Below are 13469 nucleotides of genomic sequence, written 5' to 3'. Positions count from 1 at the left end.
GCCATATAGGGCTTTCGCGCCTGCGAAGCCAAGCTGACGGGCGCGCTCGCACACCGCGTTTCTCCATGGCAGATAGCGGCCATGGCCATTCGTATCGAACATCGCATCGGCGTCGCCGCCACCACGGAGCGGGTCTGGGAGATCATCGCGGACCTGGAGCGTTGGGGAGAGTGGAATCCCCTGCATCCGGAGGCGTCCGGCCGCATCGCCATCGGCGGGACGCTGGACCTGGTCGAACGGCTTGACGGCGAGCCGGACCGCCGCGCCCAGGTCCGCGTGCCAGACTGGACGCCTGAGACCCAGCTCATCTGGGACGACAAGCGTGGCTTCATGGCGCGCTCTCGCCGCTATTTCGAGCTGGAGCCGCTCGGCGAGGGGGCCGGCTGCGTGCTCGCCAACGGCGAGATTTTTGAGGGCTGGCGCGGCGAGGACTGGGCCGCGGCCCGGCGGCGCAAGCTGCGCGCCGCCTATGAGGCGGTGAACGAGGCCATCAAGGCGCGCGCGGAGTCCTAGGGCCGGAAGGCCTCCGCCAGCAGGCGCGCCTCGGCGCCGCGGCTTGAGCCCTTCCGCCAGGCGATGACGATCTCGCGGCTGGGATGGTCGGCGGCCAGCGGCCGGACCGCCACCTGGCTGTTGCGGGTCAGGCCCGAGCGGACCGCCATTGCCGGCAGGAAGGAGACGCCGAGGCCCGAGCCGACCATCTCCACCAAGGTCGGAAGCGAGGAGGCGGCGAAGCCTTCATCGTCGCCCGGACCGGGATCGGGCAGGCCGCAGGCGGCCAGGGCGTGCTCGCGCAGGCAGTGGCCGTCCTCCAAAAGGATCATGGCCTCGCCGTCCAGGGCCTCGGGCGTCACCTTGCTCTGCGCGGCCAGGGGGTGGTCGGCGGGCGTGGCGGCCAGGAGCTCGTCGTCGGCGATATGGGCCCACTCCAGCCCGGCCATGTCATAGGGCAGGGCGATCAGGGCAGCCTCCAGCCCGCCGGTCTTCAGGCCCTGGACCAGGCGTGGCGTGAGGTCCTCGCGCAGATACAGCCTCAGCTGCGGATAGGCCGCCTTCAGTCGCGGCAGAGCCACCGGCAGCATGAAGGGCGCGATGGTGGGGATCACGCCCAGCCGGAACCGGCCGGTCAGCGGCCGTCCCGCCGCCTGGGCGGCGTCGACCAGATCCTCGGTGCGGGCCAGGATGTCGCCGGCCCGCTCGACCGCGGCCTGGCCCACGGCGGTCAGGACCAGTCCGCTGCGCGCCCGGTCCACGACCGGAGCCCCAAGGATCTTCTCGAGTTCGGCGATGCCGGCCGAAAGGGCCGGCTGGCTGACATGCGCGGCTTGGGCGGCCGCCCGGAATGACCGGTGCTCGGCCAAGAGAGTCAGGTAGCGAAGCTGGCGCAGGGTCGGGAGCACGGCTGCCTATAAGCTCATCTTATCGAGCCGCCAATAACAATCGATTTGCCATAGGGGATCCGGATCCCCAGATAGCGCTCGCCGGTCGCGCGGGGCGCGATTCGGCCCCTCCCTATATCCGCTTTTGTGAGAGACCCATGCTCGGCGTCGGCCAGAAACTTCCTGACTTCAAGATCGTGGGCGTGAAGCCCGGCTTCAACAGCCACGAAGAGAACGGCCAGTCGGCCTTCGAAGCCGTCACCCAGGACAGCTTCCCGGGCAAGTGGAAGGTCATCTTCTTCTACCCGAAGGACTTCACCTTCGTGTGCCCGACCGAGATCGCGGAGTTCGCTCGCCTCGGTAAGGACTTCGAAGACCGCGACACCGTGGTGCTCGGCGGCTCGACCGACAATGAGTTCACCAAGCTGGCCTGGCGGCGTGACCACGCCGACCTGAACAAGCTGCCGATCTGGCAGTTCGCCGACAACGGCGGCAAGCTGGCCCGCGCGCTCGGCGTTCTCGACGAGGAAGAAGGCGTGGCCCTGCGGGCCACCTTCGTGGTCGACCCGCACAATGTCATCCAGCACGTCTACGTGACCAACCTGAACGTGGGCCGTGCGCCGGCCGACACCCTGCGTGTCGTCGACGCCTTGCAGACCGACGAACTGTGTCCGTGCAACCGCCCGGTGGGCGGCGAGACGCTGGCGGCCTAAGCCGCCGCCGGCCAGACGGGGCCCGTCCTCCCCCTCCCTCCCCGGGCGGGCCCCGTTCCCCTCAGAGATCGAGAATTATCCGGAGTCCCCATGTCGCTGGACGCCCTGCGGGAGACGATTCCCGCCTACGCCAAGGATCTGTCGCTGAACCTGTCGTCGCTCTCCGCCGAGACGACGCTGAACGACCAGCAGAAGTGGGGGACCTTCCTGGCCTGCGCCCACGCGGTGGGAACGCCGGCCGTGGTCCGCGCCTTCGAGGCTGAGGCCGAGGCCCGGCTGGAGCCCGCGGTGCGCGACGCCGCCCGTTCGGCCGCGGCCATCATGGGAATGAACAACGTCTACTATCGGGCGCTGCACCTGATGGCGAACCGCGAGTACGCCACCCTGCCGGCCCGGCTGCGCATGAATGTGCTGGGCAACCCCGGAGCTCCGAAGGTCGACTTCGAGCTGTGGTGCACGGCGGTTTCGGCCATCAACGGCTGCGGCGCCTGCGTCGACGCACACGAGAAGACGCTGCGCGACCACGGGGCGACCAACACCCAGGTCCAGGCCGCCCTGCGCATCGGCGCGGTGGTGAACGCGGTCTCGCGGGTCCTGGCCGCGGAAGCCGCCCGGGCCGCCTAGCCTTCCTGAAGCGCGAGCGGCGCGGCCCTGGCCCGGCGCCTGCGCCGCGACAGCCAGAAGACCACGACGGCTCCGATCAACAGGGCGCCGAGCACGAACCAGGTCGGGTCCAGGCCCGCCGGGGCCGCCTCGGCGGAACGGGCCGCCACGTCGGCCGCGCCCCCGTCACCGGACATCGCCAGCCGCAGCGCGGCATCCGCCATGAAGCCCAGCAGATAGGCGATGAAGGCCCGGGGATTTCCGCCTCCGAGCAGGAACGCCGACAGGACATAGAGCAGGATGGCCGCGCCCCAGATCAGGGTGCGCGGCATGTTGCCGGCCGCCTCGATCGACGCTTCCGCGCGCGACATCTCGATCGCCGCGCCCGCGCCGCCGCCTTCGAAGAATGGGGAAATCAGCGGCCAGGCCAGCCAGCCAGCATAGGCGATCACGGCCAAGGCCGCGATGAATCTGAGCAGTTTCAAGGATCCCTCCCGATCCGAACCAGCCCCCTGACGTCCAGATTACATCGGTCTGGCGTGGACGTCAGGAGAATTGGCGCCGTCCTCGCCATTGTCGCCAGGGCTCGCCGGCGCGTCCGCGCGGGGCAGCCATAGGGCGGCGACCGTTCCGCGGCCGGGCTCGGACTGCAGGCGCAGGCCGCCACCGACCGATCGCGCGAAGCCCCGCGCCTGGGCGAGGCCCAGGCCTTGCGCGCCCTCGCGCGTCGAGAAGAAGGGTTCCTGCGCGCGCGCCAGGACGTCGGGAGCCATTCCGGGGCCTTCGTCCTCGACAGTCAGGCGGATGTAGTCGCCGGCGGGCAATTCGCCGTCACCGGTGTCCAGCCGGACCGGCTCGACGCGCAGGCGCAGCGCCCCCGAGGCGCCCTGAGCCTGACGGCCGTTTTCCAGAAGCGCGGTCACCGCCGCCTGCAGCCGGACGGGATCGAAACGGGCCCACAGGGGCGCCTCGGCCGTCTTGATGTCCACGGCCCCCGCCTGAATCGGGGAGGGCAGGCCCCGCACCACGACGGCAAGGTCCAGCGCCCGAAGCTCCACATCCTCGCCGCGCGAGAAGGCGGAAAGCTGACGCGTCAGGCGTTCGCCGCGGCGGCCGGCGGCCAGCGCGGCCTCGGCCACCCGCCGCACGCGTTCGGGGCTCTCGGCGTTGCGTCCGATCATGTCGAGCGCGCCGAGCATCACGGTCAGCAGCGCATTGAAGTCCTGCGCCACACCGCCGGTCAGGCGGCCGACGTCCTCCAGTCGGCGGGCGCTCGTGGCGTCGCCCTCGGCGCGAGCCCGACGATCCTCGGACGCGGCGAGGGCCGCGCTCAGCGCCGCCTCGGCCTCGGCGGCGACGCGCTCGGCCCGTTCCCGCGCCTGTTCGGCCAGCATGAGCCGCTCGGTCACCTGGGTCAGCTCGGCGGCGCTGCGCACCGCGTCCTCGTCCGTCTCGAGCGGCTGTTCGGTGACGTCCTCGCCGACCATCAGGACGGCGTCGAGATCACCTGCGAAGGGCAGGGGAAGCGCGGTCCAGCGCACGAAGCGCCGTTGGCCATCGCCCGCAGTGATCGCCTCCTCGAGCGTGGCCGCCGGCGCCTCGCCGGTCCGGATGACTTCGAGGGCGAACGCACGCGCGGCTTCCCAGCGGTGCTCCGGAGCCACCAGTTCCGCGAACGGACGGCCACGCAGGGCGTCGGGTTCCACGCCAAACAGATCGGAGGCCAGGCGGTTGGCCTCGCGCACCTGACCTTCGCCGCCGACGACCAGCAGCACGGACGGCGCGGCGTCGAACACGCGGCGCGTCAGCTCGGCCTCGGGCGAGGCGGCCGGGTTTAGGCTGTCGATCTCGACGACCGCGGCCATGGAGCCGGTGACCTCCCCGATGCCGTTCAGGATGGGCATTGCGGTCACCGAGACGAGCAGTTTCCGCTTGGTCCCGGGGTGGGCGATGACGTGCTGGAAGCCCTTGACCGTCTGGCCCCGCAGCGCCCGCGCATTGGGCAGGAGCTCGGGCGGGATGACGCGGCCGTCGGGATAGGTGATGCCCCAGGTGGCCGAGTGGAACCTCAGGCCCAGAAGCTCCTGATCGCGGCGGCCCAGAAGCTGATGCGCGGCGCGGTTGGCGAAGACGAACTTGCCCTGCAGGTCCGTCTCGACGAGCGCCACGGGAATGGCGGCCAGCACCTCGAAAAGCCGCGTGCGGTGCGCCTCGGCCTCGGCCAGGGCCCGGTCACGGTCCCCTGTCGCATTTCGATACGCTAGGCCCGCCCGACCGGCGGCGAAGATGAAGAAGAGGGCGAGCGCGCCAAAGACCGCCGAAGCCAGGCCCAGCAAGGGAACCCAGTCGATGTCGCCTTCCATGATCATTACGCACGCACCCTTGCGGCAGCCCTCGAAGGAACCTCAGGCAAGCAAGGGCCGGGCCGCTTTCGACCGATAGACCACATGCGCCCCGCAGGCGAGTCGTGCGGATGCGCCTCAGGCCTCGGAGGATGTGCCCGCCGGTCTGGCCTTCCGGCGGTTCAGCACGAAGATCCCGACCGGGATGAGCCAGTAACAGAATCCCGGCAGGCCCGGGAAAAGGTGGAGCGGGAACACCTGGGCGACCAAAGCGGAGACGACGCCCGAGAGCGCGATGATCGCCCACACGCCGGCCCAGGACCGGACATCGTCAAGGTCCTCTGCGGCCACGCCGAGTTGGTCGCTTCGCCGGGCGGCGTGCCGGTAGAGCAGGCAATAGAGGACGCCCAGGACGGCGAAGCCGACGCCATAGACGGTGTAAACGCCCGCGAGGTCCGCGTAACTGTCGATGGTCACGCCGCCCGGCAGGATGCCGCCCGAGAGGAAATGCGCCGCCGCGTCGGTCAGCATGCGCAAGGGAAAGACGTAGATCAGCGCCATGAAGACGATGGCGAGGCTCAGCACGACCGACACGCCGTCGCGCCGGGGCGCAAGGCGGCCGAACTGGCGGTGCCCGAGCCAGAACATGACGATCAGGGCGAAGCCCATGGCGAAGGCGGGGATACGCCCCAGCGCCGTCATCAGCTCCTCGAAGCTGCGCGGCGGCTCACCGCCGGCGATGATCAAGAGCGAGACCGCGAAGGCGAAGGCTGCGTCCACGAAGGCGTCCAGCCGCTTGGTCTCGGTCGGACGAATGCGCTTTTCGAGCGCCTCGGCGATAGCGTCGGTCATTGGCCCCTCCCGCAAGGACGCTGCGGGAAAAGCCGGAGAACAGCAATAGGCGGCTACCTACCGCCAGCCGCGATGCGCGACCAGCTGGGAATCCCGTCGCACGAAACAGGCGTCTAGTTGCCCGAGCGCCTGGTCGCTGGGGCGATAAACGGGGTCCACCAAATCGAAGAGCCGGAAGTTCCGCGAGGTCATGTGTGCGATGATGTCAGGGAGGAGGTTTACGGGTCCGGCCACGTTGGCCTCCACCACGACGACCTCAACCGCGTTCAGCAAGCGCTCCGCGCCCCGAAGGACATCCAGATCGGCGGACTGGGCGTCCGTCTTCAGCAAAATAGGCCCTTCGAGCCGTTCAGGATCACAAATGTCGTCCAAGAGAGCGATCGGCACTCGGTAGCGAAGCTCTCCCCCCTTCTGGGAATAGAGCAAGGAAGCGCCGGCCAGCGCCTGGGTGTCTTCGGGGATCGCGAACTCGGCTTCCCCCCGTTCGGCGGCGACCGCAGTGAGATGATACTCTCCGTGGCGCGCCGCCAGGACGTTCTTGAGGTGCTGTTCGAAATACGGAAGCGCCTCGACGAGAACGAGATAGGCTTCCGGGAACGCCTGGTACATCGACGGCGTACCCCAGGCCACGCCGACGTCAATAACGGTCTTTGGATTGAAGCCCAAAGTCCCGAGGAATGGCATCAGCTCGTTGAAAGTGCGGTTCATGGGCGGATGCCGCAGCGCGGCCTCAGGCGGGTCATGCTCCCGCTCTGCCCCATTTTTCAACGGACTGGAAGTACGCGAGACTGCAGGAACCCGCGACTCGCCCTGCGAAGATGTTGGGATCTCGACTGGAGCGGGCGAGGCGATTCGAACGCCCGACCCTCACCTTGGCAAGGTGATGCTCTACCCCTGAGCTACGCCCGCGCTCTTCGGAGCCGGGTGGGCTCCTCAGTCGAGAGGGCGGGGCTATAGCCGAACCCGGCGCGGCGGCGCAAGGGGCTCATTTCGCCAATGTTGGAGCCGAGGTCCGCGTTGACTCCGACGCGCCGATCCGTATAAGTCCGCCCTCTTCGCCCGCGGGTCCCCCTCGCGGGCGCGAACTTTTTTGCGTCAGGCTGAAGGCTTTTCCCATGTACGCGGTGATCAAAACCGGCGGCAAGCAATACCGGGTTCAACCGGGTGACCTCGTCGTCGTCGAGAAGCTGGAAGGCGAGCCCGGCGCCGAGGTCCGTCTGGACCAGGTCCTTATGCTGGGCGACGACAAGGGCGTGTCCGTGGGCGCGCCGGTGATCGACGGCGCCTTCGCCTCGGCCGTGCTGGTCGAGACCCGTAAGGGCGAGAAGGTCAAGGTCTTCAAGAAGATCCGCCGCCAGGGCTATCGCCGCACCCAGGGCCACCGCCAGCTCGAGAGCGTTCTGCGCGTCACCGGCCTGTCGGGCGACGGCAAGTCCGCCAAGTGGGACGGCGCGGTCGACCTGACCACCAAGGCCGAGATGAACGCCCGCGCCCGCGGCCTGGCTCCGCGCGTCGAAGCCGAGGTCGAGGCCAAGCCGGCCAAGGCCGCCAAGCCCGCCAAGGCGCCGGCCGAGGCCGCTCCGGAAGCGGAGGCCAAGACCGAAGCCAAGAAGCCCGCCGCCAAGAAAAAGGCCGCGCCCAAGGCCGACAAGGCCTAAGCGTCCGCCCATAAAGATCAGGAGCACCCTCCCATGGCTCACAAGAAATCCGGTGGTTCGTCGCGTAACGGTCGCGACTCCGAGTCCAAACGCCTTGGCGTGAAGCGCTTCGGCGGCGAGCGCGTGCTCGCCGGCAACATCATCGTGCGTCAGCGCGGCACCAAATTCCATCCGGGCGACAACGTCGGCATCGGCCGCGACCACACCCTGTTCGCGCTCGTCAACGGCGCCGTCACGTTCACCACCAAGCGTGGCGGCCGTTGTTACGTCTCGATCATGCAGCCGCAGGCCGCTGCCGAGTAGCGATCTCTGACACAGGTCACGGATCGCCCCCACAATCAGGCGATCCGGACGAAGACGACGCGGGGAGTCCGGACGCCGGGCTCCCCGCTTTCGTTTTCGGGTCCGAAAGGGACGACCATGTGCGTCATTGAGACCAGCCCCCTGATCGAAACGCGTCGGATGACGCTGCGCGCGCCGACCGACGTCGACGCCGCCCGCATCACCGAGATCTGTTCCGACCGCGAGGTGGCGAAAATGACCGCGCGCATGCCGCATCCCTATGCGCTCGAGAACGCCTTCGACTGGATCGCCCGCGCCCAGGGCCAGGACCCGCGCGTCGAGCGCAACTTCATCCTCGATCACGAGGACGAAGGCCCGGTTGGCATGCTGAGTCTGTTCCCGGCCCAGACCGCGCCCCACACGGGCCGCGGGCCCGGCGTCGAGCTCGGCTACTGCATCGGCAGGCGCTGGTGGGGCCGGGGCCTGGCGACCGAGGCGGTTCAGGCCGCGCTCGGCTGGGCCAAGACGCGCTGGAAGCGCCGCGCCGTCCAGGCCGGTCACTTCGAGGACAATCCGGCGTCCGGGGCCGTGCTGGCCAAGGCCGGCTTCCTCTATACGGGCGAGCGCCGCCCGATGTTCAGCGTCGCGCGGGGCGAGGAGGCGTCTTCGCGGATGATGGTCTGGCTGGCCTGAGCCTTGCTTCGCCTTACCTTTGCAGGGCGGACAGGCTAACGGTTGGCCATGATCGAGGGCGAGACAGCCGAAATCGACACGCCGCCTGTGCGGCGGCCGGCCCGGCTCGCCTGGATTCACGGCCTGTCGGCGCGGCTGCTGCTGCTCACCGGCGCCTTCGCCGTGGCGGTGGATTTGCTGGTCCTGGCGCCTGCGGCGGCGAGCTTTCACGAGCGATGGCTGACCGATCGGGTCCGCGCCGCGGAGGTGGCGTCCCTGGCGGTGGAGGCGGCGCCCTACGCGACGGTGCAGGACGACCTGGCCGGGCGGCTGCTGCGCGGAGTCGGCGCCGACGTCGTGGTGCTCCAGGAAGAGGGCATCCGCCGGCTGCTGCGCGGCCAGGAGGGGGGCGAGACGCCGCCCGACCTGATCGACCTGCGCGATCCCGACATGGCCGCGCGCCTGATCGACCCGTGGGAGACGCTGCTGGGCGAGGAGGACCGTCGCATCCGGGTCATGGCCGAGCCGCGGTTCCGCGACGGCGACTTCATCGAGATCGTCGCCGAGGCTGAGCCGCTCAAGCTGGAGCTGCGCGCCTACGTCCTGCAGATCGTCCTGTCGTCCCTGGTCATTTCGGTGGTGGCCGGGGCCCTGCTCTATGCGGCACTAACCTTCCTGGTCCTGCGTCCGATCGGACGGGTGACCGAGGCCATTGAACGGTTCCGCGCCGATCCGGAGGCCGCGCCGCCGCCGCTTGGCCGGCCCCGCGCCGACGAGATCGGTCGGGTCGAGGACGAACTGACCCGCATGCAGGACGAGGTCCGCAACGCCCTGCGCTCGCGCGCCCGGTTGGCGGCGCTCGGCGAGGCGGTGGCCAAGATCAGCCACGACCTCAGGAACATGCTCACCGCCGCCCAGATGGCGTCGGACCGCCTGGCGTCCTCGGGCGATCCCACGGTGGCGCGCGCGCTGCCGCGCCTTGAACGGGCGCTCGACCGGGCGCTGCGGCTGGCCCAGGGCGTGCTGGCCTACGGCCGCTCGGAGGAGGCCCGTCCCGCGACCCGGCCGCTGCGTCTGGCCGCCGCCGTCACCGCCGCGGCGGAGGACGCCGGCCTGACCGACACGGGCGTCAAGCTGGTCAACAAGGCGCCGGTGCGCCTGAGGGTCGAGGCCGACCCCGATCACCTGCATCGCATCCTCGTCAATCTGCTGAGGAACGCGCGTGAGGCCATCGAGGCGGATCCGGAAGGGGACCGCACCGGCAAGGTCACGGTCACCGCCGCGCGCGACGCGGGGCTGGTGGCCATCCATGTCCGCGACACAGGCCCGGGCCTGCCCGAACGGGCGCGGGATCGGCTGTTCCAGCCCTTCACCGGCTCGGCGCGGGCCGACGGCGCGGGGCTGGGCCTGCCCATCGCACGCGAGCTGGCCCAGGCCCAGGGCGGCGATCTGGAGCTGGAAAGCACGGGGCCGTCTGGCGCGGTCTTCCGCCTGACCCTGCCCGCGCAGTCCTGACTAGTCGGCGCGGGCGACGCCGTCCCGCCTGCGGTCCGCGCCCATGTCCCAGCGTCCGTCACGCCAGATCCCGCCGTGCAGGCCTGAAGTCTCGGTGGCGTTCGGCCTGAGCGGCGCGCCGGCGGCGGCGAGCGCATCGCGCACCGGATCGGCGAACAGCTCGGTGTCGGCGCCGACGCTGGAGCCGCGCACCACGAGGTTGGGCTGATCAAAGGCCGCCTGCATCGACAGGTTCCAGTCGAGCACGCCGATCAGAGCCTTGGCGTTATAGGCCAGGATGGAGTTGCCGCCGGGCGAGCCCAGCAGCGCGACCAGCCGGCCCTGGCGGTCCAGCACGATCACGGGCGCCATGGACGAGCGCGGCCGCTTGCCGGGCGCCACCGCATTGGCCGCCGGACGGCCTGCCGCGTCGATGGGCGAGAAGGCGAAGTCGGTCAGCTGATTGTTCAGGAAGAAGCCGGCCGCCATCCGGCCCGAACCGAAGCCGCTTTCGACCGTGGTGGTCATGCTGACCGCGTCGCCCCAGCGGTCGACGATGACGAAATGGGAGGTGCCGGCGACCTCGGCGGTGGTATCCAGCGCCACGTAGGGCGAGCCCGGCGGCGTCCCGGCCTCGACGGGGCCGTTGACCGTGGGGACCAGCGCCGCGCGGCTGGCGACATAGGCGGGGTCCAGCAGGCCTGCGACCGGCACGGTCACGAAGGCCGGATCGCCCACATAGAGATCCCGGTCGGCGTACATCAGGCGCTGCAGCCGGGCGAAGGCGACCCAGGCCTCGGGCGCGTCCGGGCCCGCCTGGATGTCCGTCGTGTGCTCGGCCATGGCCAGCAGCTGCAGCAGCGCCACGCCGCTCGAAGGCGGGGGCGGTACGCAGACGACGTGGACGCGATAGGGTCGGCACAGGGCCTCGCGACGGATCGGCTCGTAGGCGGCCAGATCCCCCAGCGTCAGCAAGCCCGGATTGTCGCCGGCGTGCACGGCCTCGACGATCTCGCGCGCGATGCGGCCCTCGTAGAAGGCCTCGGCGCCTTCCTCGGCGAGGGTGCGGACGGTCTCCGCGTAGGCGGGATTGCGCCAGGTTTCGCCGATCTGGGGGCGGCTGCCGTCCGGCCTTTCGAAATAGGCCTCGGCCCAGGGCGTGTGGGCCTGCGGCGCCTCGGAGTTCAGCTGGGCGCCCATGCGCGGCGGGATCGGGAAGCCGTCGCGGGCCAGCCGCTCGGCCTCGGTGAACAGGTCGCGCCATTGCAGTCGGCCGTGCTCGCGATGAGCCATGTCGAGCATGGCCACCGCGCCGGGCGCGCCGGTCGAGCGCCCCGACAGCACCGCCTCGCGAAAGCCCATCGGCTCGCCGTTCTCCATGAACAGCTCGGGCGTGGCGGCCGCAGGCGCCGTCTCGCGCCCGTCGTAGACGGTGACCGCGCCGCTCTCGGCGTCGAAATGGACCATGAAGGCCCCGCCGCCAAGCCCCGAACTCTGCGGCTCGACCAGGCCGAGCACCGCCTGGACGGCCACGGCGGCGTCCACCGCCGAGCCGCCGGCGTTCAGGATCTGCATGCCCGCCTCGACCGCCATCGGATTGGCGGCGGCCACCATCGGCCCCCAGGGACCCTCTCCGGAAGCGTCCGGAGGCGCCTCCATCGGCAGACGAGGGCCGGTCCACGGCGGCGCGCAGGCCGCGACAAGGAGGGAGGCGACGGCGAGGACGGCGGAGAAGCGGCGCATGCCGCCGTCCTTAGCCCAGGTGGCGGACGATGTCCCTCAACTGGTCCATGCTGCGGTCGACGTCGGCGCAGATGTTGCGCACGCGCTCGCGGCCCGGCACCGACTTCAGCATCGGCCCCGGCTCGAAGCGGTTCTTGCCGCTCTCATGAAAGGCGATGGCCACCTGGTCGCCGGCGATACGGGCGTAGAGCTTGCCCTTCTTGCCGCGCCATTCCTTGAGCTTGGCCTGGACGATGGGGTTGATCAGGCTACGCGCCTCGTCCGGCTGGGTCGAATAGACCTCGAAGTAGCGTTCGAACTCGGCGTCGTCGAACTTGACCCGCTCCATGCCCTTGCCCGGCTTGAAAACGTTCAGCAGACCCCGGTCCGGCGCCACCACCGTCTCGCCCACCAGGCCGGAGCCGCGCGACGCGGTGAAGACCATGCCGTTGAAGATCTCCTGGCGGCTCTTGCCCGAGCCGGTGACCAGGTTCGCCTCGTAGAAGGCGAAGGACCTGCCGTTGTCCTCGCCGGCGAACCGGTCGGAGAAGGTTCGGCTGGTCGGCTTGCCGAAGACGGGGTGCAGCCCCTCATAGCCGTCACCGACGAAATTCTCGGGCGTGTAGCTCATGCCGCGCGTCGAGCAGACGGCCTGCAGCACCGGGTGCTTGAGGCTGTTGCCCGCCTTGGTCAGGGGCATGGAGGCGAAGATGAAGCCGCCGACGGCCAGAATGACCGCCAGCACGAGCTGAACCTCCAGGCCCATCGGAATGAAGAAGACCACGGCCGCCAACAGCAGGCAGACGCCCAGGATGGTCCAGAAGCGCTTCACCGCCTTGGACCGCGTGGCCTCCAGTCCCGCGAGGGCCTCGCTCAGCGGGCCGTCACACAGGGCGTCGCAGTCGGTGGCGCTCATGGAAGTCTCTCACTCTAAAGGTGTTTTCCAGAGGCGCATCATGGCGCGGAACAGCGCCTTGGGAAAGCCTCACGCGGGCCTTGCATCCGGTCGCCTTCGAAGGTAGGTGTCCGCCCCTTCGCCGGGCCACCCCAAGCGCCCGGCCAGCGCGCCCGTAGCTCAGCTGGATAGAGCATCAGACTACGAATCTGAGGGTCGGACGTTCGAATCGTTCCGGGCGCGCCATTTTCTCCTTCCTTTCCAGACCTCGGCGTCTCCGGTGGACGCATTACAGCCCGTTCATGTGACGGTCAGGCGCGGTCGGGCTAAGTAGGTCCGACAGGTCCCGGCGCGTGATCAGCCGCCGGCCGATTCCTCGCGGGAGTTTCCATGAACAGACGTCAGATGATCCTCACCAGCGCGGGCGTGCTCGCGGTCGCCACCACGGGCTGCGCCACCGCTGCGGCCACAACGCCGGCGACTCCCGCGCCGGCGCCCGTCCTGACGGGCAACGTGCTGGCCGACCCCTGGCCCGGCCCGTTCCAGGGCGTCCCGCCGTGGGATCAGGTGACGGTGGACCTGGCGCGCGACGCCCTGATGAAGGGCATCGACGTCCGCCGCGACGAGATCGCCGCCATCGTGGCGAACCCCGCCCCGGCGAGCTTCGACAACACCATCCTGCCGCTCGAGCGGGCGGGCGAGCACCTGGGCCGAGCCGGTTCGATCTTCGGCGTGATGACGGCCAACATCGGCTCGCCGGAATGGCAGGCGCTGAACCGCGAGATGTCGCCGATCCTGTCGGCCGCCTCGGACGAGATCACCTTCAACGACGCCCTGTTCCAGCGCATCCGCGCCGT

At 69.9% G+C, this 13469-nt stretch carries 14 protein-coding genes, 2 tRNA genes and 1 pseudogene; 9 read left to right on the top strand and 8 right to left on the bottom strand.

Annotated features, from left to right (window positions below):
• Positions 1–81 precede the first annotated feature (81 nt).
• Entirely contained in the window at positions 82–513 is a 432-nt protein-coding gene (locus Q0M60_RS03460; RefSeq protein ID WP_296815941.1) for an SRPBCC domain-containing protein, read from the top strand.
• Here the strand turns inward: Q0M60_RS03460 and Q0M60_RS03455 are convergent.
• On the bottom strand, positions 510–1400 hold the full coding sequence (locus tag Q0M60_RS03455; protein ID WP_296815938.1) for a hydrogen peroxide-inducible genes activator: 891 nt from the start codon (positions 1398–1400) through the stop codon (positions 510–512). The two genes, Q0M60_RS03460 and Q0M60_RS03455, sit on opposite strands and share 4 nt — an antisense overlap.
• Before the next feature lie 137 nt (positions 1401–1537).
• Between Q0M60_RS03455 and Q0M60_RS03450 the strand changes: the two genes are divergently transcribed.
• Entirely contained in the window at positions 1538–2092 is a 555-nt protein-coding gene (locus tag Q0M60_RS03450; RefSeq protein WP_296815935.1) for a peroxiredoxin, read from the top strand.
• 90 nt (positions 2093–2182) lie between these two features.
• Positions 2183–2716 (top strand): carboxymuconolactone decarboxylase family protein, encoded by a 534-nt coding sequence (locus Q0M60_RS03445; RefSeq protein WP_296815933.1) that lies wholly within the window; start codon positions 2183–2185, stop codon positions 2714–2716.
• Here the strand turns inward: Q0M60_RS03445 and Q0M60_RS03440 are convergent.
• The 5 genes from Q0M60_RS03440 to Q0M60_RS03420 all read right to left on the bottom strand — a co-directional run bounded on the left by Q0M60_RS03440 (position 2713) and on the right by Q0M60_RS03420 (position 6798).
• Complete coding sequence (locus tag Q0M60_RS03440; RefSeq protein WP_296815930.1) at positions 2713–3180, bottom strand: hypothetical protein; 468 nt, start codon at positions 3178–3180, stop codon at positions 2713–2715. The two genes, Q0M60_RS03445 and Q0M60_RS03440, sit on opposite strands and share 4 nt — an antisense overlap.
• Positions 3181–3219: 39 nt before the next feature.
• Positions 3220–5064: a PAS domain-containing protein gene (locus Q0M60_RS03435; RefSeq protein WP_296815927.1), complete on the bottom strand. Its 1845-nt coding sequence runs from the start codon at positions 5062–5064 to the stop codon at positions 3220–3222.
• Positions 5065–5175: 111 nt separating this feature from the next.
• Positions 5176–5889: a TMEM175 family protein gene (locus Q0M60_RS03430; RefSeq protein WP_296815924.1), complete on the bottom strand. Its 714-nt coding sequence runs from the start codon at positions 5887–5889 to the stop codon at positions 5176–5178.
• Between the two features lie 57 nt (positions 5890–5946).
• Positions 5947–6597, bottom strand: coding sequence for an FkbM family methyltransferase (locus Q0M60_RS03425; protein ID WP_296815922.1), 651 nt, complete (start codon positions 6595–6597; stop codon positions 5947–5949).
• A 126-nt stretch (positions 6598–6723) separates the two neighbouring features.
• A tRNA-Gly gene (locus tag Q0M60_RS03420) sits at positions 6724–6798 on the bottom strand.
• Between the two features lie 206 nt (positions 6799–7004).
• On the opposite strand from Q0M60_RS03420, the gene rplU reads away from it, so the two are divergent.
• The 4 genes from rplU (at position 7005) to Q0M60_RS03400 (ending at position 10016) form a co-directional block, all read left to right on the top strand.
• Positions 7005–7547, top strand: a complete 543-nt coding sequence (gene rplU / locus Q0M60_RS03415; protein ID WP_296815919.1) for a 50S ribosomal protein L21 — start codon at positions 7005–7007, stop codon at positions 7545–7547.
• A 33-nt stretch (positions 7548–7580) separates the two neighbouring features.
• Positions 7581–7850 carry a 50S ribosomal protein L27 gene (rpmA, locus tag Q0M60_RS03410; RefSeq protein WP_296815916.1) on the top strand — a complete coding sequence of 90 codons (270 nt, stop codon included), beginning with the start codon at positions 7581–7583 and terminating at the stop codon, positions 7848–7850.
• A gap of 117 nt (positions 7851–7967) precedes the next feature.
• A complete protein-coding gene (locus Q0M60_RS03405) occupies positions 7968–8522 on the top strand; it encodes a GNAT family N-acetyltransferase (protein WP_296815913.1) in 555 nt (184 codons plus the stop codon).
• Positions 8523–8570: 48 nt separating this feature from the next.
• A complete protein-coding gene (locus Q0M60_RS03400) occupies positions 8571–10016 on the top strand; it encodes a HAMP domain-containing sensor histidine kinase (protein ID WP_296816037.1) in 1446 nt (481 codons plus the stop codon).
• Here Q0M60_RS03400 and Q0M60_RS03395 read toward each other — a convergent pair whose 3' ends face one another.
• Entirely contained in the window at positions 10017–11738 is a 1722-nt protein-coding gene (locus Q0M60_RS03395; protein WP_296815910.1) for a gamma-glutamyltransferase family protein, read from the bottom strand.
• Between the two features lie 10 nt (positions 11739–11748).
• Positions 11749–12633 carry a DUF3137 domain-containing protein gene (locus tag Q0M60_RS03390; protein ID WP_296815908.1) on the bottom strand — a complete coding sequence of 295 codons (885 nt, stop codon included), beginning with the start codon at positions 12631–12633 and terminating at the stop codon, positions 11749–11751.
• A gap of 148 nt (positions 12634–12781) precedes the next feature.
• Here Q0M60_RS03390 and Q0M60_RS03385 point away from each other — a divergent pair.
• Positions 12782–12858: transfer RNA gene (locus Q0M60_RS03385), tRNA-Arg, on the top strand.
• Positions 12859–13002: 144 nt separating this feature from the next.
• Positions 13003–13469: pseudogene (locus Q0M60_RS03380) on the top strand (M3 family peptidase); the annotation flags it as partial.

The organism is Brevundimonas sp., from assembly GCF_024711105.1.
Classification (GTDB): domain Bacteria; phylum Pseudomonadota; class Alphaproteobacteria; order Caulobacterales; family Caulobacteraceae; genus Brevundimonas.
Note: the sequence above shows the minus strand (reverse complement) of the source record. Positions and strands in the feature narration are given on the sequence as shown.

What these genes read in the sequence shown, in the direction of transcription:
- Q0M60_RS03460 (WP_296815941.1), top strand. Translation starts at nt 82, where the DNA reads ATGGCCATTCGTATCGAACATCGCATCGGCGTCGCCGCCACCACGGAG.
- Q0M60_RS03450 (WP_296815935.1), top strand. Translation starts at nt 1,538, where the DNA reads ATGCTCGGCGTCGGCCAGAAACTTCCTGACTTCAAGATCGTGGGCGTG.
- Q0M60_RS03445 (WP_296815933.1), top strand. Translation starts at nt 2,183, where the DNA reads ATGTCGCTGGACGCCCTGCGGGAGACGATTCCCGCCTACGCCAAGGAT.
- Q0M60_RS03435 (WP_296815927.1), bottom strand. Translation starts at nt 5,064, where the DNA reads ATGATCATGGAAGGCGACATCGACTGGGTTCCCTTGCTGGGCCTGGCT.
- Q0M60_RS03430 (WP_296815924.1), bottom strand. Translation starts at nt 5,889, where the DNA reads ATGACCGACGCTATCGCCGAGGCGCTCGAAAAGCGCATTCGTCCGACC.
- Q0M60_RS03425 (WP_296815922.1), bottom strand. Translation starts at nt 6,597, where the DNA reads ATGAACCGCACTTTCAACGAGCTGATGCCATTCCTCGGGACTTTGGGC.
- rplU (WP_296815919.1), top strand. Translation starts at nt 7,005, where the DNA reads ATGTACGCGGTGATCAAAACCGGCGGCAAGCAATACCGGGTTCAACCG.
- rpmA (WP_296815916.1), top strand. Translation starts at nt 7,581, where the DNA reads ATGGCTCACAAGAAATCCGGTGGTTCGTCGCGTAACGGTCGCGACTCC.
- Q0M60_RS03405 (WP_296815913.1), top strand. Translation starts at nt 7,968, where the DNA reads ATGTGCGTCATTGAGACCAGCCCCCTGATCGAAACGCGTCGGATGACG.
- Q0M60_RS03400 (WP_296816037.1), top strand. Translation starts at nt 8,571, where the DNA reads ATGATCGAGGGCGAGACAGCCGAAATCGACACGCCGCCTGTGCGGCGG.
- Q0M60_RS03395 (WP_296815910.1), bottom strand. Translation starts at nt 11,738, where the DNA reads ATGCGCCGCTTCTCCGCCGTCCTCGCCGTCGCCTCCCTCCTTGTCGCG.
- Q0M60_RS03390 (WP_296815908.1), bottom strand. Translation starts at nt 12,633, where the DNA reads ATGAGCGCCACCGACTGCGACGCCCTGTGTGACGGCCCGCTGAGCGAG.